A 24,623-nucleotide genomic window follows, 5' to 3' on the forward strand; every position below is an offset into this window, starting at 1 on the left:
GAGGCTCAGGCTCCCCACGTGAAGATGGCGAAGGCAAGGAACGCAGCCACGCCGATCAGCATCACGAATGCATAGAAGTAGACGAAACCGGACTGGAACCGGGACAACCAGCCGCCCGACTTCAGCGAAGCCCAGGCCGCGCCGTTCGGACCGAGGCCGTCGATGATCTTCACGTCGCCGATCTTCCAGAAGAAGTCGCCGATCGCCTTGGCTCCCTTCACGAAGACAGCGTCATACAGCTCATCGAAGAACCACTTGTTGTAGAGGAAGGTCCACAGCGGGCCCTTGCGGTCGGCCATTTCCTTGGCCGCGCCTTCCTTCACGACATACAGCCAGTAGGCGATGGCCGTGCCCAGCAGCGTCACGATCAGCGGCGCCCACTTCACCCACGTCGGGACGTTGTGGCTCTCGTGCAGGACGTGGTTGTCGCCGCCGACGAAGATGGCGCCGCGCCAGAACTCGGCCTCATGATGGCCGATGAAGTGCGGGGCGAAGATCATGCCCGCGGCCACCGCGCCGACCGAAAGCAGCAGCAGCGGCAGCACCATGACCAACGGGCTCTCGTGCGGCTTCAGCGGACCGTGGTGATGGTCGTCGTGCGCGTGATCGTCGCCGTCCAGCGGCTCCGAATGGGTTTCGATCTGAGCGTGCGAGGCGTGATCGTCCCCGTGATGGGCGTGCGCGCCCTCCTCTTCCTTCCAGACCGGCTTGTTGTGGAAGGTCATGAACACCAGACGCCACGAATAATAGGCCGTCAGCAGAGCCGCCGAGATGCCGATGACAAAAGCGAACATGCCCGCAGCCGAATGGCCTGTCGTCGCCGCCGCATAGGCGCTCTCGAGGATGGAGTCCTTGGAGTAGAAGCCCGCGAAGCCGCCAATGCCCGGAATACCGAGACCCGTGATGGCGATGGTGCCGATCATCATGGTCCCGTAGGTCCAAGGCAGAAGCTTCACCAGGCCGCCCATCTTCCGCATGTCCTGCTCATGGTGCATGCCGTGGATCACCGAACCGGCGCCCAGGAACAGCAGGGCCTTGAAGAAGGCGTGCGTGAAAAGGTGGAACATGGCGGGCTGATAGGCGCCGACGCCCGCCGCAAAGAACATGTAGCCCAGCTGCGAACAGGTCGAATAGGCGATCACCCGCTTGATGTCGTTCTGCATCATGCCGACGGTCGCGGCGAAGATGGCCGTGACGCCGCCGATGATGGCGATGAACTGCGACGCGACGGGCGCGTGCTCATACAGGGGCGACAGCAGGCAGACCATGTAGACGCCGGCCGTAACCATGGTGGCCGCGTGGATCAGGGCCGACACGGGCGTCGGACCTTCCATCGCGTCCGGCAGCCAGGTGTGCAGGAAGAACTGCGCCGACTTGCCCATGGCGCCGATGAACAGCAGCAGACCGGCCAGATCCAGCGCCGACCAGGTGTGGCCCAGGAATTCCCAGCCCGTCCCGGCCTTGCCGGCGATCAGCGGGAACAGCTTGGCGAACTCGATCGTGCCGAACATCCAGAACACGGTCATCATGCCGAGCAGGAAGCCGAAGTCGCCGACGCGGTTGACCACGAAGGCCTTGATCGAGGCGGCGGTGGCCGAGGGCTTCTTGTACCAGAAACCGATCAGCAGATAGGACGCCAGGCCCACGCCTTCCCAGCCGAAGAACATCTGCAGGAAGTCGGCCGCCGTCACCAGCGCCAGCATCATGAAGGTGAACAGCGACAGATAAGCGAAGAAGCGAGGACGGCTGTCGTCCTCCTTCATGTAGCCCCAGGAATAGAGGTGAACCAGCGACGACACCGACGTCACCACGATCAGCATGACCGCCGACATGGCGTCAACGCGGATCGACCAGTTCGACTGGAACTCGCCGACATGGATGAACGGCGCCAGGTGCACGGTGAAGGCTTCCAGCCCGCCCCAGGTCCACTGGCTGAACACGATCCAGGAGACCGCGCACGAGAAGAACAGCAGGCCCGTGGTGACGGCCTGCGAGGCGACGTCGCCGATCCGGCGACCGAAGAAGCCGGCGATCATGGCCCCCAGCAGGGGGGCGAAGACGCCGAGAGTGACGAGAGTCTGGATAGTCACGGTTCCGATCAGCCCTTCATCACGGAGGCGTCGTCGACCGCGATGTCGCCGCGGTTACGGAAGAAGGTCACGAGAATGGCCAGGCCGACGGCGGCCTCGGCCGCGGCGACGGTCAGGACGAACATGGCCATCAGCTGACCCGACACGTCGTTCAGGTGGGTCGAGAAGGCCACGAAGTTGATGTTCACCGCGAGCAGGATCATCTCGACCGACATCAGGATGATGATGACGTTCTTGCGGTTCACGAAGATGCCGAAGACGCCGATGGTGAACAGCATGGCGGCGACCGCCAGATAATGCTGGAGCGAGATATCCATTACAGAAGCTCCTCGGGGGTGACGCCCTGGCCCGTGGTCACGGACTTGACCTCGACGGCCTTGGCGCGCTCGCGGTTGGCCTGGGCCGCCAAATCCTGGCGATGCACGCCCGGACGGTGACGCAGGGTCAGGACGATGGCGCCGATCATGGCGATCAGCAGGACCACGCCCGCCGCCTGGAAGAAGTAGACGTAGTCCGTGTAGAGCACGCGGCCGATCGTCTCGATATTGGTGACGTCAGGCCCGGCCGGAACCGGCGAGGTCGCGTCCCTGGCGGCGCCGCCCTGAACGACGGTGATCGACACCATGATCATCTCGGCCAGCAGCACGCCCGCCACGATGCCCGCCAGCGGCAGGTAGCGCGCATATCCTTCGCGCAGCTTCACGAAGTCGACGTCCAGCATCATGACGACGAACAGGAACAGCACCGCCACGGCGCCGACGTAGACGACGACCAGCAGCATCGCCAGGAACTCGGCGCTCAACAGAACGAACAGACCGGCCGCCGAGAAGAAGGTCAGGATCAGCCAGAGAACGGAGTGCACGGGATTGCGCGCGGTCACCACCAGAAGGGCGGAAACCACGGCGACCGTCGCCAGAAGATAGAAGGCCAGGCCTTGCAACATGTGCGGGACGACGCCCCTCTTCAAAACCAATGGCCCGAGGGGAAACCCCGGACCCTTCCAAAATCGGCCCCGGCCCGAAGGTCAGGGTCAGCGTGGCGGAATCGCCGCTCCGTTTAGCGATACGGAGCGTCGAGTTCCAGATTCTTCGCGATCAGACGCTCCCAGCGGTCGCCGTTGTCCAGCAGGCGCGCCTTGTCATAGAGCAGTTCTTCTCGGGTCTCGGTGGCGAACTCGCTGTTCGGCCCCTCGACGATGGCGTCCACCGGGCAGGCCTCCTGGCACAGGCCGCAGTAGATGCATTTGACCATGTCGATGTCGTAGCGCGTCGTGCGGCGGCTGCCGTCGGCGCGCGGTTCGGCCTCGATGGTGATGGCCTGGGCGGGGCAGATGGCCTCGCACAGCTTGCAGGCGATGCAGCGCTCTTCGCCGTTCGGATAGCGGCGCAGCGCATGTTCGCCACGGAAGCGCGGCGACTGCGGGTTGCGCTCGAACGGATAGTTCACCGTCGCCTTCGGCTTCATCATGTACTTCATCGACAGGCCGACGGCGCCGAACACGTCGGTCAGCATCGCGCCCTTGGCCGCCTGAACGATACGGGTCAGCATTACGATTTCACTCCGGCGCACTCGCGTTCATAGCGGGCGCTTTCCTTGTCGAGGGTCTGGCAAAGGCGCTGGCGTTCCGCCTCGCGCCGTTCGATTTCCTGCACCTTGCGCTCCCACTGATAGACCGACACCGGGTCGGCCTCATAGGGCGCGCAGGCCGACGCCAGCATGGGTGCGGCCAGGGCGAACATCAGGGCTGCTGCTTTCGTCTTCATCCGCCGATCCGGCGTTCGCAGCCGTCCCTGCTGAAGCGCGGATCGTCCCGCGACAGACGTTGGCAATAGGCGCGCTTGTCCGCCTCCTCTCCCCGCTCGCGGTCCAGCCGCTCGAGACGCGCGGACGCGGTCTCGGGCGCAGCCGGATCCATCGGCTTGAAGGTGCAGGCCGACAGGCCGGCGGCGAGCGCCAGCGCGATCAGGAATGTGGCGTAACCGCCCATCAGCCGCCCACCGCGAACACGCGCCACGCCGCCACGAAGACCACGGCGACCAACGAGGCCGGCAGGAAGATCTTCCAGCCCAGGCGCATCAGCTGGTCATAGCGGTAGCGGGGCACGAAAGCCTTCACCAGGGCGATCATGAAGAACCAGAAGACCACCTTCATGGCAAAGACCGCCAGGTAAAACAGGTTGGCGACGAAGGCCGGGACGCTGTTCAGGAAGTCGGTCGGGAAGCCCGGATTCCACCCGCCGCAGAACAGCAGGGTGATCATGGCGCACATGAAGACGATGTTGGCGTATTCGCCGATCATGAACAGCAGGTAGGGGGTCGAGGAATATTCGACCTGATAACCGGCCACCAGTTCCGATTCCGCTTCGGGCAGGTCGAACGGCGGGCGGTTGGTCTCGGCCAGGGCCGAGATGAAGAAGACGATGGTCATCGGCAGCATGACGATGATCGTCGGCAGGGTCTCGAGGCCGCCGCCGAAGGCGTTCCAGTTCCAGATCCAACCCTGTTGCTGGGTCACGATCTCGGTCAGGTTCATCGTCCCGGCCAGCAGGATGACGTTGATGATGATGAGGCCCATCGAGACCTCATAGGACACCATCTGCGCCGCCGAACGCAGCGAGCCCAGGAACGGATACTTCGAGTTCGAAGCCCAGCCGCCCATGATGATGCCGTAGACGCCCAGCGAGCTGATCGCGAGGATGTACAGGATGCCGACGTTCAGGTCCGACACCACCCAGCCCGGCGCGAACGGGATCACCGCCCAGGCGATGAAGGCCAGGACGAAGCTGATCAGCGGGGCCAGGATGAAGACCACCTTGTCCGACCCGGCCGGGATGACGATCTCCTTCAGCACGAACTTGAAGAAGTCGGCGAAGGACTGCAGCAGGCCGAAGGGGCCGACCACGTTCGGACCCTTGCGCAGCTGAACGCCCGCCCAGATCTTGCGGTCGGCCAGCAGCAGGAAGGCCAGGGAGATCAGAATGCCGACCACGACCAGCAGGATCCCGCCCAGAGTGGCGAGGGTCCAGCCGACGGGGGTGGCCCAGAAGGAAGTCGCAGCGTCCATGTCTTACTCCGCCGCCAGGGCGACCGGCGCCGTCCGCTCAGCGGACAGTTGGGCCATGGTTTCACTGGCGCGCGCGATCGGGTTGGTCAGGTAGGGATCGGCGATGACGGAGACGAAGGCGACGTCGCCCAGGTCTCCCTTGGCGCCCAGCTTGGCGACGTCGAACGTCGCGGCGGGGGCCAGATAGTCGATGCGGCCGAAGGTCGGATGGTCGCCCATCAGCTTCGTACGCAGTTGCTCCAGGGTGTCGAACGGCAGCTTGCAGCCGACACGCTCCGACAGGGCGCGGATGATGGCCCAGTCGTCCTTGGCCTCGCCCTTCGGGAAGACCACGCGCTCGGCCATCTGCACCCGGCCCTCGGTGTTGACGTACAGGCCCGACTTCTCGGTGTAGGCCGCGCCCGGCAGGATCACGTCCGCGCCGTGCGCGCCGCGGTCGCCGTGCGAACCCAGATAGACGCGGAAGGCGCCCGACGCATCGGCATTCACCTCATCGGCGCCCAGCAGGAACAGAACGTCCAGCGCGCCCGGCTTCAGCATGCCGGCGACATCCAGACCGCCCTCGCCCGGCAAGAAGCCCATGTCCAGACCGCCGACGCGCGCGGCGGCGCTGTGCAGGACGTTGAAGCCGTTCCAGCCGTCCTTGACCACGCCGACCTTCTTGGCCAGCGCGCCCAGGGCGTTCAGCACGGCCGGACCGGTTTCGCCCGTCAGGGCGCCCGCGCCGACGATGATCGCCGGACGTTCAGCCTTGGTCAGGAAGTCGGTCGCAGCCTTGGGCAGCTTGCCCAGGGTCTTCGAACCGGCGCCCAGCCAGGCGTAGTCATAGGTCAGGTCAGCTTGCGGGCCGATGACGCCGACTTCGACGCCGCCCTTCAGCCAGGTCTTGCGGATGCGCGCGTTCAGCAGCGGTGCTTCCGTGCGCGGATTGGCGCCGACGATCAGAATGGCGTCAGCGTTTTCAATGCCTTGCAGGCCGGAGTTGAACAACCAGCCCTCGCGAGCCTCGCCGCCCAGCGCGGCGCCGTCCTGACGGCAGTCCGTGTTGGCGGAGCCCAGTGCGCGGAACAGGTCCAGCGTCGCCTTCATCGACTCGGCGTCCTGAAGGTCGCCTGCGATGGCGCCGATGCGGTCGGCCGGGGCCGCCTTCAGCTTGTCCGCCACGACCGACAGGGCCTCGTCCCAAGACGCCGGACGCAGCTTGCCGTTCTCACGCACCCACGGACGGTCCAGACGACGCGCCTGCAGGCCGTCGACGGCGTAGCGGCTCTTGTCCGACAGCCACTCCTCGTTGATGCCCTCGTTCACGCGCGGCAGGACGCGCATGACCTCGGCGCCGCGCGAGTCGGCGCGGATGTTCGAGCCGAGCGCGTCCATCACGTCGATGGTCTCGGTCTTCTTCAACTCCCACGGGCGGTAGTGATACTGCCACGGGCGGTGCGTCAGGGCGCCCACCGGGCACAGGTCGTTGACGTTGCCCGACAGTTCGCTGTCGATGTTCTTTTCCAGATAGGTCGTGATCTCGGCGCTTTCGCCGCGCGAGATCATGCCGATGTCCGGCACGCCCGCCACTTCGGTGATGAAGCGGACGCAACGCGTGCACTGGATGCAGCGCGTCATGAACGTCTTGACCGTCGGGCCCATGTTCTTTTCTTCGACCGCGCGCTTGTTCTCGCCGTAGCGCGAACCGTCACGGCCGTAGCCGACGGCCTGATCCTGCAGGTCGCACTCGCCGCCTTGGTCGCAGATCGGGCAGTCCAGCGGGTGGTTGATGAGCAGGAACTCCATCACCCCTTCGCGGGCCTTCTTCACCATCGGCGTGTCGGTGAAGATCTCCTGACCGTCAGCGGCCGGCAGCGCGCACGAAGCCTGCGGCTTCGGCGGTCCAGGCTTCACCTCGACCAGGCACATGCGGCAGTTGCCGGCGATGGACAGGCGCTCGTGGTAGCAGAACCGCGGGATTTCCTGCCCGGCGCGCTCGGCGACCTGCAGCACGGTCATGCCCGGTTCGAACTCGACTTCAACGCCGTTGACCTTGGCGATAGGCATTACGATTACTCCGCCGCGATCGCGTGGCCGGCGAAGTTCGCGCGGCGGCTGCGGTAGGTGTGGATGCGCTCTTCAATCTCGTGACGGAAGTGCCGGATCAGGCCCTGAACGGGCCAGGCGGCGGCGTCGCCGAGGGCGCAGATGGTGTGACCTTCGACCTGACCGGCCACGTCGAGCAGCAGGTCGATCTCCGACGGATCGGCGTCGCCGATCGCCATACGCTCCAGCACGCGCCACATCCAGCCGGTGCCTTCACGGCACGGCGTGCACTGGCCGCAGCTCTCGTGCTTGAAGAAGTAGCTGATGCGGGCGATCGCCTTCACGATGTCGGTGGACTGATCCATGACCGTGACGCCGGCGGTGCCCAGCGACGAGCGCATTTCGCGCATGGAATCGAAGTCCATCAGCGCGACTTCAGCCTGTTCGCGCGTGATGACCGGGCAGGACGCGCCGCCCGGAATGATGGCTTTCAGGTTTTCCCAGCCGCCGCGCACGCCGCCGCCGTGATCCTCGATCAACTGGCGCAGCGGGATCGACATGGCCTCTTCGACCACGCAGGGCGTGTTCACGTGGCCCGACAGCGACATCAGCTTGGTGCCGGTGTTGTTCGGGCGACCGAAGCCGGCGAACCAGTCCGCGCCGCGACGCAGGATGGTGCCGACCACGGCGATCGATTCCACGTTGTTCACGGTCGTCGGGCAGCCGTACAGACCTGCGCCCGCCGGGAACGGCGGCTTCAGACGCGGCTGGCCCTTCTTGCCTTCCAGGCTTTCCAGCAGGGCCGTCTCTTCGCCGCAGATATAGGCCCCGGCGCCGTGGTGGATATAGACGTGGAAGTCCCAGCCGTGGACGTTGTCGTCACCGATCAGCTTGGCCTCATAGGCCTGCTTGACGGCGGCTTCCATGCGCTCGCGCTCGAGGATGTATTCGCCGCGCAGGTAGATGTAGCAGGCGTGGGCCTGCATGGCGAAGGAGGCGATCAGGGCGCCTTCGATCAGCAGTTGCGGATCATGACGCATGATCTCGCGGTCTTTACACGTCGCGGGCTCGGACTCGTCGGCGTTGATGACCAGGTAGTGAGGGCGATCCTTCACTTCCTTGGGCATGAAGGACCACTTCAGGCCGGTCGAGAAACCGGCGCCGCCGCGTCCGCGCAGCCCCGAGTTCTTGACGTTGGTGATGATCCAATCGCGGCCAAGGTCCAGCATGTCCTTGGTGGCGTTCCACGCGCCGCGCTTCTTCGCACCCTCAAGGCCCCAGTCGTGGAAGCCATAGAGGTTGGTGAAGATCCGATCCCTGTCTTGGAGGATGCCGACCATGATCCCTTAAAGTCCTTCCGCCATGCGGCGTTTATGATGGCGGGTGCGCTGGAAGACGGCGTAGATCACCAGCACCCATCCGACGGCCAACAGGCCATAGGCCGCCATCACCGCGTTGTCTGTCAGGCCGAAACGGCCTTCACGTGCGAACAAAACCAATGCGGCCGCAACCACGATACAGGCCAGCCCCGCCCACCGCGGGCGCCAGCCGACGCGACGCAGCTCGGCCCGATAGGCCGCCCTGCCCGCTTCTGTCTCGAGATTCGGCCGCCCCATCAGACCGGCGCCTTTTCAGCGACGGGCTCCGAGTTCGGCAGCTTCTTGATCTTCTTGGCGGCCGAACCGTCGTACAATGCCGGGTCGGTCAGCGTCCGCGCGCCGCCCTGCGGCTCGGACGTGTGACGGCCGACATAGCTGCCCGGCTTGGGCGTCTTGCCCGCGGCGAAGTCGTCGATGATCTGAGCCATGTTTTCAGGCGTCAGGTCTTCGTAATAGAGGTCGTTGATCTGGGCCACCGGCGCGTTCGAGCAGGCGCCGATGCACTCGATCTCCTGCCAGGTGAAGCGGCCGTCGGCGGACAGCTCGTCCTTGGGGCCGATCTTCTCGCGACAGACGCGCATCAGATCGTTGGAGCCGCGCAGCATGCACTGCGTGGTGCCGCACACCTGGATCAGCGCGGCCGTGCCGACCGGCGTCAGCTGGAACATGGTGTAGAAGGTCGCGACCTCCAGCACCCGGATATAGGCCATGCCCAGCAGCTCGCCGACAGCGCGCAGCGACGGCTCGGACACCCAGCCTTCCTGCTTCTGGACCAGCCACAGGATCGGGATCACGGCCGACTGGCGACGCGATTCCGGGTATTTCTTGATCCACCACTGAGCCTTGTCCATCGTCTCCTTCGAAAACTCGAAAGAGGCTGGTTGCTCCTTGGCCAGACGACGAACGCTCATCGGTCCACTTCTCCGAACACCATGTCGAGCGAGCCGAGGATGGCGGACACGTCCGCCAGCATGTGGCCGCGGTTCATCCAGTCCATCGCCTGCAGGTGACGGAAGCCGGGGGCCGACAGCTTGACGCGGTAGGGTTTGTTGGTGCCGTCCGACACCAGATAGACGCCGAACTCGCCCTTGGGCGCTTCGACGGCCGCATAGACCTCGCCTTCCGGCGTCTTGAAGCCCTCGGTGTAGAGCTTGAAGTGGTGGATCAGCGCTTCCATCGAACGCTTCATCTCACCGCGACGCGGCGGCGTGACCTTGTGGTCTTCCGACAAGACCGGCTCGCCGGGGCAGTTGCGCAGCTTGTGGATGCACTGCTCCATGATGCGCACCGACTGGCGCATCTCTTCGACGCGGACAAGGTAGCGGTCCCAGCAGTCGCCGTTCTTGCCGACGGCGATGTCGAATTCCATGTCGGCGTAGCAGTCGTACGGCTGGGCCTTGCGCAGATCCCAGGCGATGTCCGAGCCGCGCAGCATGACGCCCGAGAAGCCCCACGCCAGGGCGTTCTCCTTGGACACCACGCCGATGTCGACGTTGCGCTGCTTGAAGATGCGGTTTTCGGTGACCAGGCTTTCGATGTCCGCCAGCTTGGCCGGGAACTCGGCGCACCAGCGGCCGATGTCGTCGATCAGCTCAGGCGTCAGATCCTGGTGGACGCCGCCCGGGCGGAAGTAGTTGGCGTGCAGACGGGCGCCGCAGGCCCGCTCGTAGAAGACCATCAGCTTCTCGCGCTCTTCGTGGCCCCACAGCGGCGGGGTCAGGGCGCCCACGTCCATGGCCTGCATGGTCGCGTTCAGAAGGTGGTTCAAGATGCGGCCCATCTCCGAATACAGAACCCGGATCAGCTGGCCGCGATACGGCACGTCCAGACCCAGCAACCGCTCGATGGCCAGGCAGAAGGCGTGCTCCTGGTTCATCGGCGAGACGTAGTCCAGCCGGTCCAGGTAGGGGATGTTCTGGAGGTAGGTGCGCGCCTCCATCAGCTTCTCGGTGCCGCGGTGCAGCAGACCGATATGCGGATCGACGCGCGTGACCAGCTCGCCGTCCAGCTCCAGCACCAGGCGCAGCACGCCGTGCGCGGCCGGGTGCTGCGGGCCGAAGTTGATGGTGAACTTGCGGTCGTCCATCGCCCGCGCGTGCGGGGTCAGGCCGTCTTCATAGTCCTCGAACGGGTCGATGGCGGCGCCCAGCGGCGCGGGCATGTTCTTGACGTCGGCCATTACTGCGCTCCCGCCTTTTCATCGCCCGGCAGGACGGTCGGATAGTCGGCGCCTTCCCACGGAGACAGGAAGTCGAAGTTGCGGAATTCCTGCGTCAGCTTCACCGGCTCATAGACGATGCGCTTCTGCTCTTCGTCGTAGCGGACCTCGACATAGCCCGTCATCGGGAAGTCCTTGCGCAGCGGGTGCCCCTGGAAGCCGTAGTCGGTCAGGATGCGGCGCATGTCCGGGTGATCCGAGAAGATCATGCCGTACATGTCGAAGGCTTCACGCTCGAACCAGCCGGCCGACGGATAGACCGACGATACGCTGGGGACCGGCTTGACGTCATCGGTCGACACCTTGACGCGAACGCGCGCGGCGCGCGTCAGCGACAGCAGGTGATAGACGACCTCGAACCGCTCGGCGCGGTCGGGGTAGTCGGCGCCGCAGACATCCATGCACTGCTGGAAGCCGAACTGATCGCGCAGGGCCGTCATGACCTCGACGATCTTCTCGCGCTGGGCGATCAGGGTCAGTTCGCCATAGGCCACCACAGCCTCGACGCCGAGCGCCGCGACCATTTCCGTGCCCAGGGGCGTCAGGGCGGATTCGCGCTCCGCAACGCGCACCAGTTCGCTCATCGCTCGATGGTCCCCGTGCGGCGGATCTTCTTCTGCAGCTGCAGGATGCCGTACAGCAGGGCTTCGGCGGTCGGCGGGCAGCCCGGAACGTAAACGTCCACCGGCACCACGCGATCGCAGCCGCGCACGACGCTGTAGCTATAATGATAGTAGCCGCCGCCGTTGGCGCAGCTGCCCATCGAGATGACGTAGCGCGGGTCCGGCATCTGGTCGTAGACCTTGCGCAGGGCCGGAGCCATCTTGTTGGTCAGCGTCCCGGCGACGATCATCAGGTCCGACTGGCGCGGCGAACCGCGCGGCGCGGTGCCGAAACGCTCCAGGTCGAAGCGCGGCATCGACAGGTGAATCATCTCGACGGCGCAGCAGGCCAAACCGAACGACATCCACATCAGCGAGCCCGTGCGCGCCCAGGTGATGACATCGTCCAGCGAGGTCGTCAGGAAGCCGCGCTCGCCCAGCTCCGTATTGACGGACTCAAAGAACTTGTCGTGGATCTTGGGATCATAGCCCTCGACGGTCGAACGCGCAGCCGAGCCGGCGGGGACCAGAGGACTGGAGGGGGCGATCACTGCCATTCCAGGGCTCCCTTCTTCCATTCGTAGATGAAGCCGACCGTCAGGACGCCCAGGAAGACCATCATCGACCAGAAGGCGAAGACCATGCCGCCGTGCGACAGGTCGAACATCGACACAGCCCACGGGAACAGGAAGGCGATTTCCAGGTCGAAGATGATGAAGAGGATCGACACCAGATAGAACCGCACGTCGAACTTCATGCGCGCGTCGTCAAAGGCGTTGAAGCCGCACTCATAAGCCGAGAGCTTCTCGGTGTCGGGGTTCTTGGGGGCCAGCACCCAGGCCGCCAGCATGAAGCCGGCGCCGAGCACGATGGCGATGCCCAGGAAAACGACGATCGGAAGATATTCTAGAAGAAATTCGTTCATTCGAGCTGCCTCGCCCGCCGGGAGGTAGGGGGCGGATTCGGGGCTTCTTAGACCCAACCTCGCCAGGGTTCAAACCCATGTCGGCAAAGGTTTTTTGTTGCGAACAGTTCGCAGTTTTTTGGGCGATTTGCCGCAGGCCGCGTGATTGCCTCTTATGCCGTTGATCCGCGAAATGCGTCATCGCCTTCAACACAGCCGAGAGCTTGCGCATGAACCTGGCCGCCCGCCTGCTGAACTCAATCGAACGCATCGGCAATCGGCTGCCAGATCCTGTTTTCCTATTCCTATGGCTGATCCTGGGCCTGGTGGCCTTGAGCCTGGTCGGCGCGGGCCTGGGCTGGTCCGCGGTCAATCCGGTGACGGGCGAGGTGCTTCAGGCGCAAAGCCTGCTGTCGCCCGCCAATCTGGAGCGGCTGTTCATCGGCATGCCGCGCACCCTGGCCGATTTTCCGCCGCTGGGGATCGTCATCACCATCATCTACGGCGCCTCGGTGGCCGAACGGACGGGCCTGTTCTCCACGGCGATCCGAGGCGCGCTGCTGAACGCGCCGCGCTTCATCCTGACGCCGATCGTGGTGATCACCGGCATGGTGTCGCACCACGCCTCGGACGCCTCCTATGTCGTGGTGATTCCGCTGGCCGCCGTCATCTTCGCCGCAGCGGGCCGTCACCCGCTGGCCGGTCTGGCCGCCGGCTTCGCCGCCGTCTCGGGCGGCTATGCAGGCAATCTGTTCCCCGGCGCCAGCGACGCCCTGATCCTGGGCATCACCGAGCCAGCCGCCCACCTGATCGATCCGTCCTACGCCGTCAGCATCGCCGGCAACTGGTTCTTCATCGTCGGGGTGGTGATCGTCTTCACCCCCATCGTCTGGTTCCTGACCGACCGGGTGATCGAGCCGCGCCTGGGCCCCTGGCTTCCGCATAGCGCCGCCCCGGTCGCCGCCGAGGAGAAGACGCCCCTCACCGCTGCCGAAAAACGCGGCCTGGCCTGGGCGGGCCTGACCATCCTGGCCATGATCGCCGTCTGGACGGTCGTGACCTTCCTGCCCGGCTCGCCCTTCGTCGACGCCGACGCCGAGCCGGAACAGCGCTTCAATCCCCTGTACCGCTCTCTGGTCGCCTTCTTCGCCCTGACCTTCTTCATGGCGGGCGCGGCCTTCGGCGCAGGCTCAGGCTCGATCAAGACCCACCACGATCTGGTTCGCATGATGCGCGAGGGGATCAGCCAACTGGCCCCCTACATCGTCCTGGCCTTCTTCGCCGCTCACTTCGTCGCCATGTTCAACTGGTCGGGCCTGGGGCCGATCCTGGCGGTCAACGCGGCGGCCTCCCTGCGCGAACTGGCCCTGCCCACGCCGCTGCTGCTGATCGTGGTGGTGCTGGTGTCCTGCGTCTTCGACCTGTTCATCGGTTCGGCTTCGGCCAAGTGGTCGGCCCTGGCGCCCATCGTGGTGCCCATGTTCATGCTGCTGGGCATCAGCCCCGAGATGACGACCGCCGCCTATCGCATGGGCGATTCCGTCACCAACATCGCCACGCCGCTGATGAGCTACTTCCCGCTGATCCTGACCTTCGCCCAGCGCTGGGATCCGAAGTTCGGCCTGGGCTCGCTGATGGCGACCATGCTGCCCTACGCCGGGGCCTTCCTGATCGCAGGCCTGATCATGGTGGCGTCCTGGGTGGCGCTGGATCTGCCGCTGGGGCCGGGCGTGGGCGTCCACTACGAACCGCCGCCGCCCGCCACGGCCTCGCAACTGCCCGCAGACGGCGGAATCGCCGGTCCCGTAGCCCCGCCGCAGGCCGCCGCAGCCCCCTCGGCGAGATGATTTGATTTATCCACAGCCGCGTCGCTTGACGTGCGGCGCGGCCCCGCCTAAACGACGCGCCTCGCCGCGGCGCACAGCGCTTCGGATGGGAACGCGGGTGTAGCTCAGTTGGTTAGAGTGCCGGCCTGTCACGCCGGAGGTCGCGGGTTCGAGCCCCGTCACTCGCGCCACTCCTCTCAGGGATCTGAGGGAGTGGCGCACCGCCCTTCCCTCTCCCCTCTCAGAAAATCGAGATTGATCGCAGACGCAGCTTTCGCGCGTCTGTTCCGCCATGTCCGGCCTCAAGCCCTCGGGACGAGCCCGAGGGCGACCACAGCAGACGGCTAGTTGATCGGCAGCGCCTCTTGCGGCGTGACGAACTCGGCCTTCCCGGTCAGTTCGCCGTAAAGCATGGTCAGATCCTCGAACACGCGGTTCCAGGCGAACTGCTCGACCGCCTTGACCCTCGCCGCCTGGCCCAGAGCCTCCACGTCGCGCGCGAACAGGGCCTCGATGGCCTCGGCGTAATCGACCGGATCAGCCGAGGCGGCCAGTTGTCCCACGCTCTCATCCACCGTCTCGGCGACGCCGCCCGCATTAACGCCGACCACGGCCCGGCCGCAGGCCATCGCCTCCAGCACGATCAGGCCGAACGGCTCCTTGTCGTTGGCGTGCACGAAGGCGTCGCAGCTGGCGATGATGCGGGCCACGGCGCGCGGATCCTTCTCATACGGCAGGGAGATGACCCGTTCCTCAGGCGGCATCCCCGCCCCCGCGCCGACCAGCACCAGATGATAGGGCGCGCCCAGGCGCTGCACCGCGTCGATCAGGACGCCGACGTTCTTTTCCTTGGCCGGACGCCCGGCGAAGCACAGCAGTCGGGCGTCGGCGCCCAGTCCCAGCCGCTTCAACAGCCAATCGCGATCCCGGCGATCCGGGTGGAAGGTGTCGACCTCGACGCCCAGCGGACGAATCGCAATGCCGCCCACGCCCGCTTCTTCCAGACGCTGAGCGATGAATCGGCTGGGCGAGACGACCCGATCGAATTGCGAGAACAGCTTGGCCCAGCGCTTCTCAACCGGCTTCTTGGCCCATTCGCCGAAATGCAGCGCCGCCAGCGCCGCCGGATCCGAGTGGCAGAAGCCGACGACCGGACAGCCGACTCTCTGGCCCGCCTCCAGCGCGCCCTGGCCCGGCGTATAGGGATCGCCCGCCTCAATCAGCGTAGGGTTGAGCGACGACACCCAGGCGCCCCAGCGGCGCACGGAACTGGGCCAACGATAGCCGTCGCCGAACGGCAGCTTGGGCGCATGCAGACGGACGACGCCGTCCGGCTCCGCCCGGTATCCTGCGCCGGGAACCACCAGGTTGTGCGCCACGCCCGGCCGATTGGCCTCCAGCCAGGCCTTCTTCGACAGCAGATAGCGCTTCACCCCGCCGGAGCGCGGCGCGAACAGCATGGTGGTGTCGACCATGCGCGGGCGGGAATCAGCAGCCGCCGCCTTCATCGCTCGCAAGGTGTCGGCCACCTCTTCATCCAGGCCGGGAAACAGCCTCAGCTCGCTTTCCTGGACGTCGATATGGCTCGCGCTCATGCGGTGGACCTTCTGCCTGTCGTTCTTCACGTTAACGCTAAAGCTCCGGCTTTGGATGCGACGGGCCCGGTTAATCTTCACCGTGCTTTTCGGCCCCTACCGCTTGCAACCGTCACGCTCAAGAGGCCGCTGCTTTCCACTCGCCCGCCGCCGCTTTTCATCTGCCGTTCAGGTTGATCTCCCTACGGCCGGTCTTGCATTCGCCTCAAATTCGAGAAACTTGGGGCGTGCGGGCGTGGACCCTGATAGGAGGGTCGCCTTCAATCCTTGCGCGTGCGACCACGAGGGGTTTCTTACGAATGCGTATCTTGCTCGCGAGCGCTGTTGCGATCGCTCCCCTGCTGGTCGCTTCCGGCGTTCAGGCTGAACAGGTCATCTCCAACGGGCGGACGACGCCCATCAGCACCGCGACCGCCAACAACGGCGCTCCCGACGACGTTCGGCTCGCCAACGGCGGTTCGATCACCGTGACCTCGGGCGCCGCCGTGACGCTGAATTCCAGCAATGACGTGAAGCTGGACGCCGGCTCCAAGATCGACATGCTCAAGTCCGCCGACGGCGCCACGGGCGTCCTGGTCAACGGCGGCAATACCGGCGACGTCACCATCGGCGGCGCCATCAACATCACCGACTCCATCGAGGAGTATAAGGACGACGACAAGGACGGCGACCTGGACGGCCCGTTCGCCGACGGCACGAACCGTCACGGCGTCCGCGTCACGGGCTCGGCCCCGCTGGTCGGAAACATCCGCATCGAATCGTCCGGCTCGATCAAGGTCGAGGGCAACAATTCGTCGGGCCTGACCGTCGAGGCCCCGCTGACCGGCAACCTCTTCAGCCAGGGCCAGATCAGCGTCGTCGGCAATGACACCTACGGCATCCATACGACCGGCGACATCACGGGCGACGTCACCCTCCTGGGCAGCGTCGCCGCCGTCGGCGAAAACGCGGTCGGCGTCGCCATTGACGGAGCCGTCGACGGCGCGGTCAAGATTCAAGGGGCCGTCACCAGCACCGGCTATCGCTACACCACGGCGCCCCCATCTAAGCCGACCACGGGCCAACCCCGTGAAGGCGCGACCTATCTCGAGAACCTGGACGCCGACGACCTGCTGCAAGGCGGCCCGGCTGTCCGCATCGCGGGCGACGTCGCCAAGGGCGTTCTGTTCGACACTGCGCCGTCCTATGGGGCCGGCGGAATCGAGGGAGACGACGACGGCGACGGCGTCAAGAACGGCGACGAGGACGACGACGGCGACGGCAAGAAGAACCGCGAGGACGACGACCGCGACGGCGACGGCATTCCCGACGCTCAGGAAACGACGGCCTCCATCCGCTCCTTCGGCGGCGCGCCGGCGTTGTTGGTCGGCTCGGCCGACAAGGCCATCACACTGGGCGCGGTCGGAACCGGCGACAACGCCTATGGGCTGATCAACCGCGGCGCCATCGAGGCCGCCGGCGTTTACAAGAACGTCGACGCCGCCGCCGTTCAGATCGGCGGCACGGGCCAGACGGTCAGCGTGGCCGGCGGCCTGAAGAACCAGGGCACGATCACCGCCACGGCGAACACGGGCGACAGCACCGGCGTGCTGGTCGGCGCGGGCGCGACGGTTCCCAGCATCGTCAACTCCGGCACGATTCAGAGCGTCTCGGCGGGTTCCGAGGCCAATGTGGCCGCGGGCGTGCTGATCACTCAAGGCGCCAACGTCTCTTCGCTCAGCAACTCCGGCACCCTGTCGGCGGGCGTGAACGGCTCCAAGAGCGACGCCGTCGCCGTGCGCGATCAATCCGGCACGCTGACTTCGATCAACAACACCGGCAGGATTCTGGCGGTCGCCAACCCTGAAAAGGACGTGGCCCAGACCGGCTCGGCCATCGCCGTGGACGTCAGCGCCAACAGCACGGGCGTCACCCTGGTGCAGGATGGCGTGGTCATTCCCGACCACAAGCTGCCGGACGCCGACAAGGACGGCGTGCCCGACGCCAATGAACCCGCCATCCGCGGCGACATCCGCCTGGGTTCGGGCGCCGATGTGCTGGACATCCGCAACGGCACGGTGACCGGCGACATCTCCTTCGGAACCGGCGCCGACCGCCTGTCCATCAGCGGCGGCGCCGTGGTGACCGGCAAGCTGTCCAACGGCGACGGCCAACTGGACATCGACGTCTCTAAGGGCACGCTGGATGCGCGTCATACGGGTCAGCTTCAGGTCAGCGACCTGAACGTCGGCGCCGACGGTAATCTGATCGTCACCCTGGACCCCGCCAACAACGCCAACGGCGGCTTCAAAGTCAGCGGCAGCGCCGACCTGGCCGACGGCGCGGGCCTGGGCGTTCGCTTCAACTCCCTGATCCAGGATCCGACGTCCTTCACCATCATCGAGGCGGGCGACCTGAACGTCGGCGCCATCGACCAGGACCTGCTTCAGTCCAACTCGCCCTACGCCTTCGTGGTCAAGGCCAACGTCGATGACGCCGCCGGCAAGCTGACGGTCGACGCCCGTCGCCGCACGGCGGAAGAAGCCGGCATGATCAAGGCCGAGGCCGCCGCCTATGACGTGCTCTACGCCGGCCTGGCCGACAATGAGCTGATCCGCGCGGCCATGCTGAACCAGACCGACCGCGACGGCTTCTTCAACATCTATCAGCAACTGCTGCCCGACCACTCGGGCGGTCCGCTGCTGTCGCTGGCCAGCGGCGTCGACGCCGTGACCCGCGCCCTGACCGGCCGCAACGCCGCCGCGACGCCGGGCGAAACCAGCGCCTGGGTGCAGGAGATCAACTTCTACGCCGACAAGGACAAGACCGACACATACGGCTTCCGTTCGGAAGGCTTCGGCCTGGCGGGCGGTGTCGAGCGCGGCACCGACATGGGCGCCTTCGGCCTGACGGCGGCCTTCACCTCGTCAGATCTGGAAGACCCCGAAGCGGCAGCTGAAGAAGTCCTGTCGGCCAACCTGCTGGAGCTGGGCCTCTACTGGCGCGCTCAAGGCCAGTACTGGACGACCTGGGCGCGCGCGGCCGGCGGCTACGCCTCCTTCAGCGCCACGCGCAAACTGGTCGCCGACGGCATCAATCTGAAGAACGAGTCCGACTGGCACGGCCTGACCTTGGCCGCCGCCGGGGGCGCGTCGTACGAGCGTCACTTCGGCCGCCTGAACATCCGCCCCGAGGCCTATGTCGAATACTTCTCGCTGAGCGAGGACGCTCGTACCGAAAAGGGCGGCGGCGACGGCTTCGATCTGAAGATCGACGAACGCGACGGCCACATCTTCTCGGGCGTGGCTGCGGTGAACATCGGCTACGGCTTCGGCAAGGACGGCTGGATCCGCCCCGAGGTCCGTCTGGGCTGGCGTCAGAACTTCTCGGTCGACGCCGGGACCACCATCGCCCGCCTGGCTTCGGGCGGCGACGCCTTCACCCTGACGCCCGCCAGCATCGAGGGCGGCGGTCCGATCCTGGGCTTCCGTCTGAACGTCGGCAACGATCTGGGCATGCTGGCCGTCACGGGCGACGCCGAACTGCTGGAAGACTACGTCCGCTACACCCTGCTGCTGCGGGCCAGCTTCAAGTTCTGACTTTTCTTCGGAACACGAATGAAAAAGGGCCGCCGGATTCGTTCCGGCGGCCCTTTCCCTATCTTGCCGCCCCCTCGCGCCTTTCTATGATCCCTCCAAACCAGAGGGGGTTTCATATGAACAAGTTCGCCTGGGCGGCCTGCGCCCTGATCCTCAGCGCCCACGCGCCCGCGATGGCGCAAACCGCCGTCCAGCCAGCCGCCGCGCCCAGCCTGCCGACCGCCGACCGCGGCCTGTTCACCGCGCAAGACCTGTTCGGCATGGAGGTCGCCTCCGACGCCCAGATCAGTCCAGACGGCGGGCAGATCGCCTATGTCCGCCAGACGGCCGACATCATGACCGACCGGATGCGCCCGACCATCTGGCTGATCGACGTGAAGACCGGCCGTCATTCGCCCCTGGTCGCCTCGGTCGGTTCACATCGCCAGCCGCGCTGGTCGCCGGATGGTACGCGCCTGTCCTACATCTCCAGCGCCGAGGGCGGCGCGCCCCAGTTGTTCGTGCGCTGGATGGCGTCGGGTGAATCGGTCCGCGTCACCAACCTGCCCAACACCCCGTCCAGCGTCAGCTGGTCGCCCAACGGCGAGCAGTTGGCCTATTCCGTCCTGGTCCCCGGCGAGAAACCCAAGATCGGCTCGCCCCTGGCCAAGCCCGAGGGCGCCCAGTGGGCGCCGCCGCTGGAGATCATCGACAGCGTCTCCTACCGCTCCGACGGCCAGGGCTATCTGAAGCCCGGCTTCCGCCACGTCTTCGTCGTCGGGTCTCAGGGCGGCGGCGCGCGCCAGCTGACGCACGGCGACTTCCACCACGGCGGCGGCCTGTCCTGGTCGGCCGATTCCCGCACCCTCTACCTCAGCGCCAACCGTCGCCCCGACTGGCAGCGCGAAGCCGCCGACAGCGAAGTCTTCGCCCTGGATGTCCAGACCGGCGGCCTGACCGCCCTGACCAGCCGCGCCGGGCCTGACAATGCGCCCGTCGCCTCGCCCGACGGCCGCCGCATCGCCTACCTGGGCTATGACGACAAGCGGATGGGCTATCACAACACCCGCCTCTATGTGATGGACGCCGACGGCTCGAACAGCCGCGCCCTGACCGAGAGCCTCGACCGCTCGGTCCAGTCTCCGGTGTGGAGCCGCGACGGCCGCTCAGTCTACGTCGCCTATGACGATCAGGGCCGCACCAAGGTCGCCCGCGTGTCGATGGACGGCGCCGTCACCACCCTGATCGAGGATCTGACCGGCGACGACTTCGGCCGCCCCTACACCGGCGGCGGCTTCACCGTGGCCGACGACGGCGCCATCGCCTATACGCGCGGCACGCCTGCGCGTCCGGCCGACGTCCACGTCCTGAAGGGCGGCCGCAGCACCCAGCTGACCCGCCTGAACGCCGACTTCCTCAGCGCCCGCCGGCTGGGCGAGGTGCGCCGCATCCAGGTCGCCTCCTCCCACGATCAACGCGCGGTCGAAAGCTGGCTGACCCTGCCGGCCGACTATGTCGAGGGCCAGCGCTATCCGCTGGTGCTGGAAATCCACGGCGGCCCGTTCGCCGCCTACGGCCCCCACTTCGCCACCGACAACCAGTTGTTCGCCGCTGCGGGCTATGCGGTGCTGTCGGTCAACCCGCGCGGCTCGACCTCCTATGGGGACGAGTTCGCCAACCTGATCCACCACAACTATCCGTCGAACGACTATGACGACCTGATCAGCAGCGTCGACGCCGTCATCGCTCAGGGGATCGCCGACCCGAACAGGCTGTTCGTCACCGGCGGTTCGGGCGGCGGCGTGCTGACCAGTTGGATCGTCGGCAAGACCGACCGCTTCAAGGCGGCCGTCGTCCAGAAGCCGGTCATCGACTGGGCCAGCTTCGTGCTGACGGCCGACAACCCGGCCTTCTTCGCCCGCTACTGGTTCGGCGAATATCCTTGGGAGAACCCGGAGGCCTACTGGCGCCGGTCCCCCCTATCGCTGGTCGGCAACGTCAAGACTCCGACCATGGTCGTCGTCGGCGACGAGGACTATCGCACACCCGTCAGCGAGTCGGAGCAGTACTACACCGCCCTGCAGCTGCGCGGCGTGCCAACGGCCCTGGTGAAGATCCCCGGCGTCGGCCACAGCCTGGCCGTCCGCCCGTCCCAGAACGCCGCCCGCATGAACGCCATGATCGAATGGTTCGCGCGCTACAAGGACGGCGCACCGGCCGCTCCGGCGCAATAAGACCCGGCCCCGCGCCCGTCATGCGGCGGGCGCGGGGGTTCAGCGTGGCGTTAGTTGACTTTTAACCAGAACACTTACAGAACATCATCAACGGTTCACGCCTTGTTCTGGATTCTGCGCCATGCTCACGAAGAAACAGCACGAACTCCTGATGTTCATTCACGAGCGCATCCGGGAGACGGGCGTTTCGCCGTCCTTCGACGAGATGAAGGAGGCGCTGGACCTGGCGTCCAAGTCCGGCATCCACCGCCTGATCACGGCGCTGGAGGAACGCGGCTTCATCCGTCGCCTCGCCCACCGCGCCCGCGCGCTGGAAGTGGTCAAACTGCCCGAACAGGCGACGACCGCCGCCCCGGCCAAGGGACGCGCGCCCTTCAAGCCTGACGTGATCCAGGGCGGCGGCCTGAACCCTCGCCCCGCCTTCGCCGAGGCCGCCAACGACGTGCGTGACCTGCCCCTGCTGGGCAAGATCGCCGCCGGCACCCCCATCGCCGCCATCCAGCACGAACGCGAGCGCCTGCCCGTCCCCGAAGCCATGCTGGGCGCAGGCGAGCACTACCTGCTCGAAATCGAGGGCGACTCCATGATCGAGGCCGGCATCCTCGACGGCGACACGGTCATCATCAAGCGGATGGAGAACGCCTCTTCCGGCGAGATCGTCGTCGCCCTGGTCGAGGGCGAGGAAGCCACGCTGAAACGCCTGCGCAAGAAGGGCCAGTCCATCGCGCTGGAGCCCGCCAACAGCGCCTATGAGACCCGCATCTTCGGCCCTGATCAGGTCGAGGTTCAGGGCAAGTTGGTCGGCCTGCTGCGCCGCTATCACTGAGGCCCCCATCCCCGCTCGTCCCGCCGGACGCCGGGATCCAGTGCTTTGGCTTCAAGCGGGTCGTCTGGAAGTTTGCCTGTAATCTAGCCTCATCTGGCCAACGACAGCACGTGCGGCTCTGACTGGATCCCGGCGTCCGCCGGGATGATCGGCTAGGGATGAGCCCCGCTCCACGGCCGCCGTCCCCGCACTTCCGCCGCCCACAGAGCGCGCCAGCCGCCGGCCTCATCGCGCCACAACTCCACCGAGCCGCCGCGCGCATGATCCGCGCCGTCCAGCACCAGCCGCCCCTCGCATGACGACGGCAGGACCGCGACCACGGCCCGTACGCTGACCACCCCGGCGCTGCGGCACATCTGATCCATCTGCGCCTCGCTAGGCGACGCCTTGCCCCACCACAGGGCCAGCACGCCTTCCTCGCCCTCCGGCGCGCAGAAGGAGCGTTTGCAGGTCCAGCCTTCGCCCGGCCGCCCCACCGCCTCCAGCCCCCGCCGCCGGGACCACAGGTCGCTGGCGAACTGGCGCACCGCGGGCCGCATCACGACCGCCTGCTCCCCCTGCCGATACGCCGCATTCGCTCCGCCGTCGCCGATCCAGACGTCCGGCGGCGCCGGGCGCGGCCAGATCAGCACCGCCGCCGCGAACGGCAGGCCCAGCCAGCGCCACCGTCCGCGCCACAGGCACATGAACAGTATGCCCAGGAAGGCGACCGGCAGGGCCGCCGCCGGGGCGCTGGGGATCGCCTGAACCGCGCCGGGCAGCCCCGCCGCCCAATGGCCGATCGCCAGCATGACATCCACCGACTTGCCCGCCAGCCACAGGAAGGGCGCGCCCAGGCCCAACGGCTCCAGCGCCGCGCCCAGCGCAAGCGCGGGCATCATGATGAAGTCCGCCAGCGGCGCCGTCGCCAGATTGGCGATCAGCCCATAGACGGCCGTGCGGTTGAAATGCTGCATGGCGAACGGCCCCGTCGCCATACCCGCCACCAGGCTGGCGGCGCAGGCGGCCAGCAGCCAACTGCCGAACCGCTGCACCGCGACGATGGGCCAGGGCGCGGCGAACTCTCGGATGCGGCGCGGCCAGACCTCGACCAGCGCCACCAGGGCCGCCGTCGCTGCGAAGGACATCTGGAACCCCGGCGTCACCACGGCCTCGGGCCGCAGCAACAGCACGACGAAGGCCGCCGCCGCCAGCGCCCGCATCGTCACCGCCTGCCGGTCCGTCAAGACGGCCAGAAAGGCGATGGAGGCCGTGACCGCCGCCCGCTCGGCCGGGGGCGGCGCGCCTGAGATCACCAGATACGTCCCAACGGCGATCAGGCCCGCGATCGCCGCAACCTTCTTGCCTGAAACGCGCAACGCCAGCCACGGCCAGGCCGCGACCAGCAGGCGCGCCGCGAAGAAGACGAAGCCCCCCACGACCGCCATGTGCAGGCCCGAGATCGACAGGATATGCGCCAGTCCCGAATCCCGCATGGCGTCCAGGTCCGGGCTCTGGATCCAGGTCTCGTGCCCCGTGGTCATGGCCGCCGCCACCCCGCCGGTCCGCTCGCCCAGCCGCGCCACGATCCGCTCGGCCAGGGCGTAGCGCACGGCGTTGATCTTCATCGCCATCCGCACCCGCCAGGGCGGCGGCGCCAAATCGGCGGCGCGCGTCGGCCCCAAGGCGAACAGCGTCCCGCCCATGCCCTGAAAATAGGCGTTGCGGCCGAAGTCATAGGCGCCGGGGCTAGCGGGGGGCGGCGGCGGATTCAGGATGCCGAAGACGCGGATGGCCGCGCCGGGCGGCGGCGGCGTCCCCTTCACCGTGACCCGCAATCGCTCGGGCGTCGCCTCAGGCGCCAGTCCGCGCACCTTCACCGGCGCCACGACGACGCGGGCGCCGTTCTGGCCCGGCGAGTCCACATCCATGACCCAGCCTTCAAGCTGCGTAGGCTTCATGTCCGCAGGCGCGATCGGCGCCGCCACGGCCTCGGCCCTTAGCTTGGCGACCGCCAGCCCGCCGCCGAAGCAGGCCAGCATCAACAGAAGCAAAGTCCCCCAACGCGGCAAGCCCCGCGCCCGCCCGACGATCCATATGCAGAGCAGCACGAAGGCCGCCGCCGCCAGCGGCCACGTCGCCGGCTCATCCTTCAGCATGAAATAGGCGGCGCACCCTGCGCCGAAACAGACGGACGACCACAAGGGCCAGCGATCCGCCTGCGCCCGCACGTCATCGCAAAGACTGTCAATTAACCGGGCCGCAAGGGTTCGCTTCCCCACGGGCGGGCGTATAAGACCCTGCCCTATGGACCCTGCCTCT

At 66.7% G+C, this 24,623-nt stretch carries 21 protein-coding genes and 1 tRNA gene; 5 read left to right on the forward strand and 17 right to left on the reverse strand.

The genetic code is table 11. The features are described from left to right. Window positions 1–5 precede the first annotated feature (5 nt). The 15 genes from nuoL to FGL25_RS09230 all read right to left on the reverse strand — a co-directional run bounded on the left by nuoL (window position 6) and on the right by FGL25_RS09230 (window position 12,305). Window positions 6–2,084 (reverse strand): NADH-quinone oxidoreductase subunit L, encoded by a 2,079-nt coding sequence (gene nuoL, locus FGL25_RS09160; protein ID WP_197733874.1) that lies wholly within the window; start codon window positions 2,082–2,084, stop codon window positions 6–8. Window positions 2,085–2,098: 14 nt separating this feature from the next. Further along, on the reverse strand, window positions 2,099–2,407 hold the full coding sequence (gene nuoK / locus FGL25_RS09165) for an NADH-quinone oxidoreductase subunit NuoK (protein ID WP_003164596.1): 309 nt from the start codon (window positions 2,405–2,407) through the stop codon (window positions 2,099–2,101). Next, window positions 2,407–3,033: an NADH-quinone oxidoreductase subunit J gene (locus FGL25_RS09170; RefSeq protein WP_138141525.1), complete on the reverse strand. Its 627-nt coding sequence runs from the start codon at window positions 3,031–3,033 to the stop codon at window positions 2,407–2,409. The genes nuoK and FGL25_RS09170 overlap by 1 nt, the downstream gene beginning before the upstream one ends. 113 nt (window positions 3,034–3,146) lie before the next feature. Continuing rightward, a complete protein-coding gene (nuoI, locus tag FGL25_RS09175) occupies window positions 3,147–3,638 on the reverse strand; it encodes an NADH-quinone oxidoreductase subunit NuoI (RefSeq protein WP_040345161.1) in 492 nt (163 codons plus the stop codon). Continuing rightward, complete coding sequence (locus tag FGL25_RS09180) at window positions 3,638–3,853, reverse strand: hypothetical protein (RefSeq protein WP_040345160.1); 216 nt, start codon at window positions 3,851–3,853, stop codon at window positions 3,638–3,640. The genes nuoI and FGL25_RS09180 overlap by 1 nt, the downstream gene beginning before the upstream one ends. After that, window positions 3,850–4,077, reverse strand: coding sequence for a hypothetical protein (locus FGL25_RS09185; RefSeq protein ID WP_046653601.1), 228 nt, complete (start codon window positions 4,075–4,077; stop codon window positions 3,850–3,852). The genes FGL25_RS09180 and FGL25_RS09185 overlap by 4 nt, the downstream gene beginning before the upstream one ends. Beyond that, window positions 4,077–5,153: an NADH-quinone oxidoreductase subunit NuoH gene (gene nuoH / locus FGL25_RS09190; protein WP_138141526.1), complete on the reverse strand. Its 1,077-nt coding sequence runs from the start codon at window positions 5,151–5,153 to the stop codon at window positions 4,077–4,079. The genes FGL25_RS09185 and nuoH overlap by 1 nt, the downstream gene beginning before the upstream one ends. 3 nt (window positions 5,154–5,156) lie before the next feature. Beyond that, window positions 5,157–7,202: an NADH-quinone oxidoreductase subunit NuoG gene (gene nuoG, locus FGL25_RS09195; protein ID WP_088411529.1), complete on the reverse strand. Its 2,046-nt coding sequence runs from the start codon at window positions 7,200–7,202 to the stop codon at window positions 5,157–5,159. 5 nt (window positions 7,203–7,207) lie between these two features. Next, window positions 7,208–8,521: an NADH-quinone oxidoreductase subunit NuoF gene (gene nuoF, locus FGL25_RS09200; RefSeq protein ID WP_138141527.1), complete on the reverse strand. Its 1,314-nt coding sequence runs from the start codon at window positions 8,519–8,521 to the stop codon at window positions 7,208–7,210. 6 nt (window positions 8,522–8,527) lie between these two features. Continuing rightward, window positions 8,528–8,797 (reverse strand): hypothetical protein, encoded by a 270-nt coding sequence (locus tag FGL25_RS09205; protein ID WP_040345153.1) that lies wholly within the window; start codon window positions 8,795–8,797, stop codon window positions 8,528–8,530. Continuing rightward, window positions 8,797–9,471: an NADH-quinone oxidoreductase subunit NuoE gene (gene nuoE / locus FGL25_RS09210; RefSeq protein ID WP_040345150.1), complete on the reverse strand. Its 675-nt coding sequence runs from the start codon at window positions 9,469–9,471 to the stop codon at window positions 8,797–8,799. Before nuoE ends, FGL25_RS09205 begins: the two co-directional genes overlap by 1 nt. Continuing rightward, the gene (locus FGL25_RS09215) at window positions 9,468–10,721 is read right to left on the reverse strand and encodes an NADH-quinone oxidoreductase subunit D (RefSeq protein WP_040346605.1); all 1,254 of its coding nucleotides are present in this window, start codon (window positions 10,719–10,721) and stop codon (window positions 9,468–9,470) included. The genes nuoE and FGL25_RS09215 overlap by 4 nt, the downstream gene beginning before the upstream one ends. 17 nt (window positions 10,722–10,738) lie before the next feature. Further along, complete coding sequence (locus tag FGL25_RS09220; RefSeq protein WP_138141528.1) at window positions 10,739–11,362, reverse strand: NADH-quinone oxidoreductase subunit C; 624 nt, start codon at window positions 11,360–11,362, stop codon at window positions 10,739–10,741. Then, window positions 11,359–11,958, reverse strand: coding sequence for a NuoB/complex I 20 kDa subunit family protein (locus tag FGL25_RS09225; protein ID WP_087141646.1), 600 nt, complete (start codon window positions 11,956–11,958; stop codon window positions 11,359–11,361). Before FGL25_RS09225 ends, FGL25_RS09220 begins: the two co-directional genes overlap by 4 nt. Continuing rightward, the gene (locus FGL25_RS09230; protein WP_003164585.1) at window positions 11,928–12,305 is read right to left on the reverse strand and encodes an NADH-quinone oxidoreductase subunit A; all 378 of its coding nucleotides are present in this window, start codon (window positions 12,303–12,305) and stop codon (window positions 11,928–11,930) included. Before FGL25_RS09230 ends, FGL25_RS09225 begins: the two co-directional genes overlap by 31 nt. Window positions 12,306–12,514: 209 nt before the next feature. Here FGL25_RS09230 and FGL25_RS09235 point away from each other — a divergent pair, with 209 nt between their 5' ends. Further along, on the forward strand, window positions 12,515–14,131 hold the full coding sequence (locus FGL25_RS09235; RefSeq protein WP_138141529.1) for an AbgT family transporter: 1,617 nt from the start codon (window positions 12,515–12,517) through the stop codon (window positions 14,129–14,131). 93 nt (window positions 14,132–14,224) lie between these two features. After that, window positions 14,225–14,301: transfer RNA gene (locus FGL25_RS09240), tRNA-Asp, on the forward strand. A gap of 153 nt (window positions 14,302–14,454) precedes the next feature. Here the strand turns inward: FGL25_RS09240 and FGL25_RS09245 are convergent. Next, a complete protein-coding gene (locus FGL25_RS09245; protein WP_128116331.1) occupies window positions 14,455–15,705 on the reverse strand; it encodes a glycosyltransferase in 1,251 nt (416 codons plus the stop codon). Window positions 15,706–16,004: 299 nt separating this feature from the next. Between FGL25_RS09245 and FGL25_RS09250 the strand changes: the two genes are divergently transcribed. The 3 genes from FGL25_RS09250 to lexA all read left to right on the forward strand — a co-directional run bounded on the left by FGL25_RS09250 (window position 16,005) and on the right by lexA (window position 22,322). After that, window positions 16,005–19,283: an autotransporter outer membrane beta-barrel domain-containing protein gene (locus FGL25_RS09250; protein ID WP_138141530.1), complete on the forward strand. Its 3,279-nt coding sequence runs from the start codon at window positions 16,005–16,007 to the stop codon at window positions 19,281–19,283. Window positions 19,284–19,399: 116 nt separating this feature from the next. Beyond that, window positions 19,400–21,496, forward strand: a complete 2,097-nt coding sequence (locus FGL25_RS09255) for a S9 family peptidase (protein ID WP_138141531.1) — start codon at window positions 19,400–19,402, stop codon at window positions 21,494–21,496. Window positions 21,497–21,617: 121 nt separating this feature from the next. Beyond that, the gene (lexA, locus tag FGL25_RS09260) at window positions 21,618–22,322 is read left to right on the forward strand and encodes a transcriptional repressor LexA (RefSeq protein ID WP_138141532.1); all 705 of its coding nucleotides are present in this window, start codon (window positions 21,618–21,620) and stop codon (window positions 22,320–22,322) included. 152 nt (window positions 22,323–22,474) lie between these two features. Here lexA and FGL25_RS09265 read toward each other — a convergent pair whose 3' ends face one another. Continuing rightward, window positions 22,475–24,505 (reverse strand): ComEC/Rec2 family competence protein, encoded by a 2,031-nt coding sequence (locus tag FGL25_RS09265; RefSeq protein ID WP_252970106.1) that lies wholly within the window; start codon window positions 24,503–24,505, stop codon window positions 22,475–22,477. Window positions 24,506–24,623: the final 118 nt, after the last annotated feature.

Origin of the sequence: Brevundimonas vancanneytii, from assembly GCF_901421975.1 — a bacterium.
Classification (GTDB): Bacteria; Pseudomonadota; Alphaproteobacteria; order Caulobacterales; family Caulobacteraceae; genus Brevundimonas; species Brevundimonas diminuta.

Coding starts and splice junctions, on each gene's coding strand:
- FGL25_RS09215 (WP_040346605.1), bottom strand. CDS start 10,721: ATGCCCGCGCCGCTGGGCGCCGCCATCGACCCGTTCGAGGACTATGAA.
- nuoH (WP_138141526.1), bottom strand. CDS start 5,153: ATGGACGCTGCGACTTCCTTCTGGGCCACCCCCGTCGGCTGGACCCTC.
- FGL25_RS09235 (WP_138141529.1), top strand. CDS start 12,515: ATGAACCTGGCCGCCCGCCTGCTGAACTCAATCGAACGCATCGGCAAT.
- FGL25_RS09250 (WP_138141530.1), top strand. CDS start 16,005: ATGCGTATCTTGCTCGCGAGCGCTGTTGCGATCGCTCCCCTGCTGGTC.
- nuoG (WP_088411529.1), bottom strand. CDS start 7,202: ATGCCTATCGCCAAGGTCAACGGCGTTGAAGTCGAGTTCGAACCGGGC.
- FGL25_RS09220 (WP_138141528.1), bottom strand. CDS start 11,362: ATGAGCGAACTGGTGCGCGTTGCGGAGCGCGAATCCGCCCTGACGCCC.
- FGL25_RS09205 (WP_040345153.1), bottom strand. CDS start 8,797: ATGGGGCGGCCGAATCTCGAGACAGAAGCGGGCAGGGCGGCCTATCGG.
- FGL25_RS09245 (WP_128116331.1), bottom strand. CDS start 15,705: ATGAGCGCGAGCCATATCGACGTCCAGGAAAGCGAGCTGAGGCTGTTT.
- FGL25_RS09225 (WP_087141646.1), bottom strand. CDS start 11,958: ATGGAAGAAGGGAGCCCTGGAATGGCAGTGATCGCCCCCTCCAGTCCT.
- FGL25_RS09180 (WP_040345160.1), bottom strand. CDS start 3,853: ATGAAGACGAAAGCAGCAGCCCTGATGTTCGCCCTGGCCGCACCCATG.
- FGL25_RS09255 (WP_138141531.1), top strand. CDS start 19,400: ATGAACAAGTTCGCCTGGGCGGCCTGCGCCCTGATCCTCAGCGCCCAC.
- FGL25_RS09230 (WP_003164585.1), bottom strand. CDS start 12,305: ATGAACGAATTTCTTCTAGAATATCTTCCGATCGTCGTTTTCCTGGGC.
- nuoE (WP_040345150.1), bottom strand. CDS start 9,471: ATGAGCGTTCGTCGTCTGGCCAAGGAGCAACCAGCCTCTTTCGAGTTT.
- nuoI (WP_040345161.1), bottom strand. CDS start 3,638: ATGCTGACCCGTATCGTTCAGGCGGCCAAGGGCGCGATGCTGACCGAC.
- FGL25_RS09170 (WP_138141525.1), bottom strand. CDS start 3,033: ATGTTGCAAGGCCTGGCCTTCTATCTTCTGGCGACGGTCGCCGTGGTT.
- nuoF (WP_138141527.1), bottom strand. CDS start 8,521: ATGGTCGGCATCCTCCAAGACAGGGATCGGATCTTCACCAACCTCTAT.
- FGL25_RS09185 (WP_046653601.1), bottom strand. CDS start 4,077: ATGGGCGGTTACGCCACATTCCTGATCGCGCTGGCGCTCGCCGCCGGC.
- lexA (WP_138141532.1), top strand. CDS start 21,618: ATGCTCACGAAGAAACAGCACGAACTCCTGATGTTCATTCACGAGCGC.
- nuoK (WP_003164596.1), bottom strand. CDS start 2,407: ATGGATATCTCGCTCCAGCATTATCTGGCGGTCGCCGCCATGCTGTTC.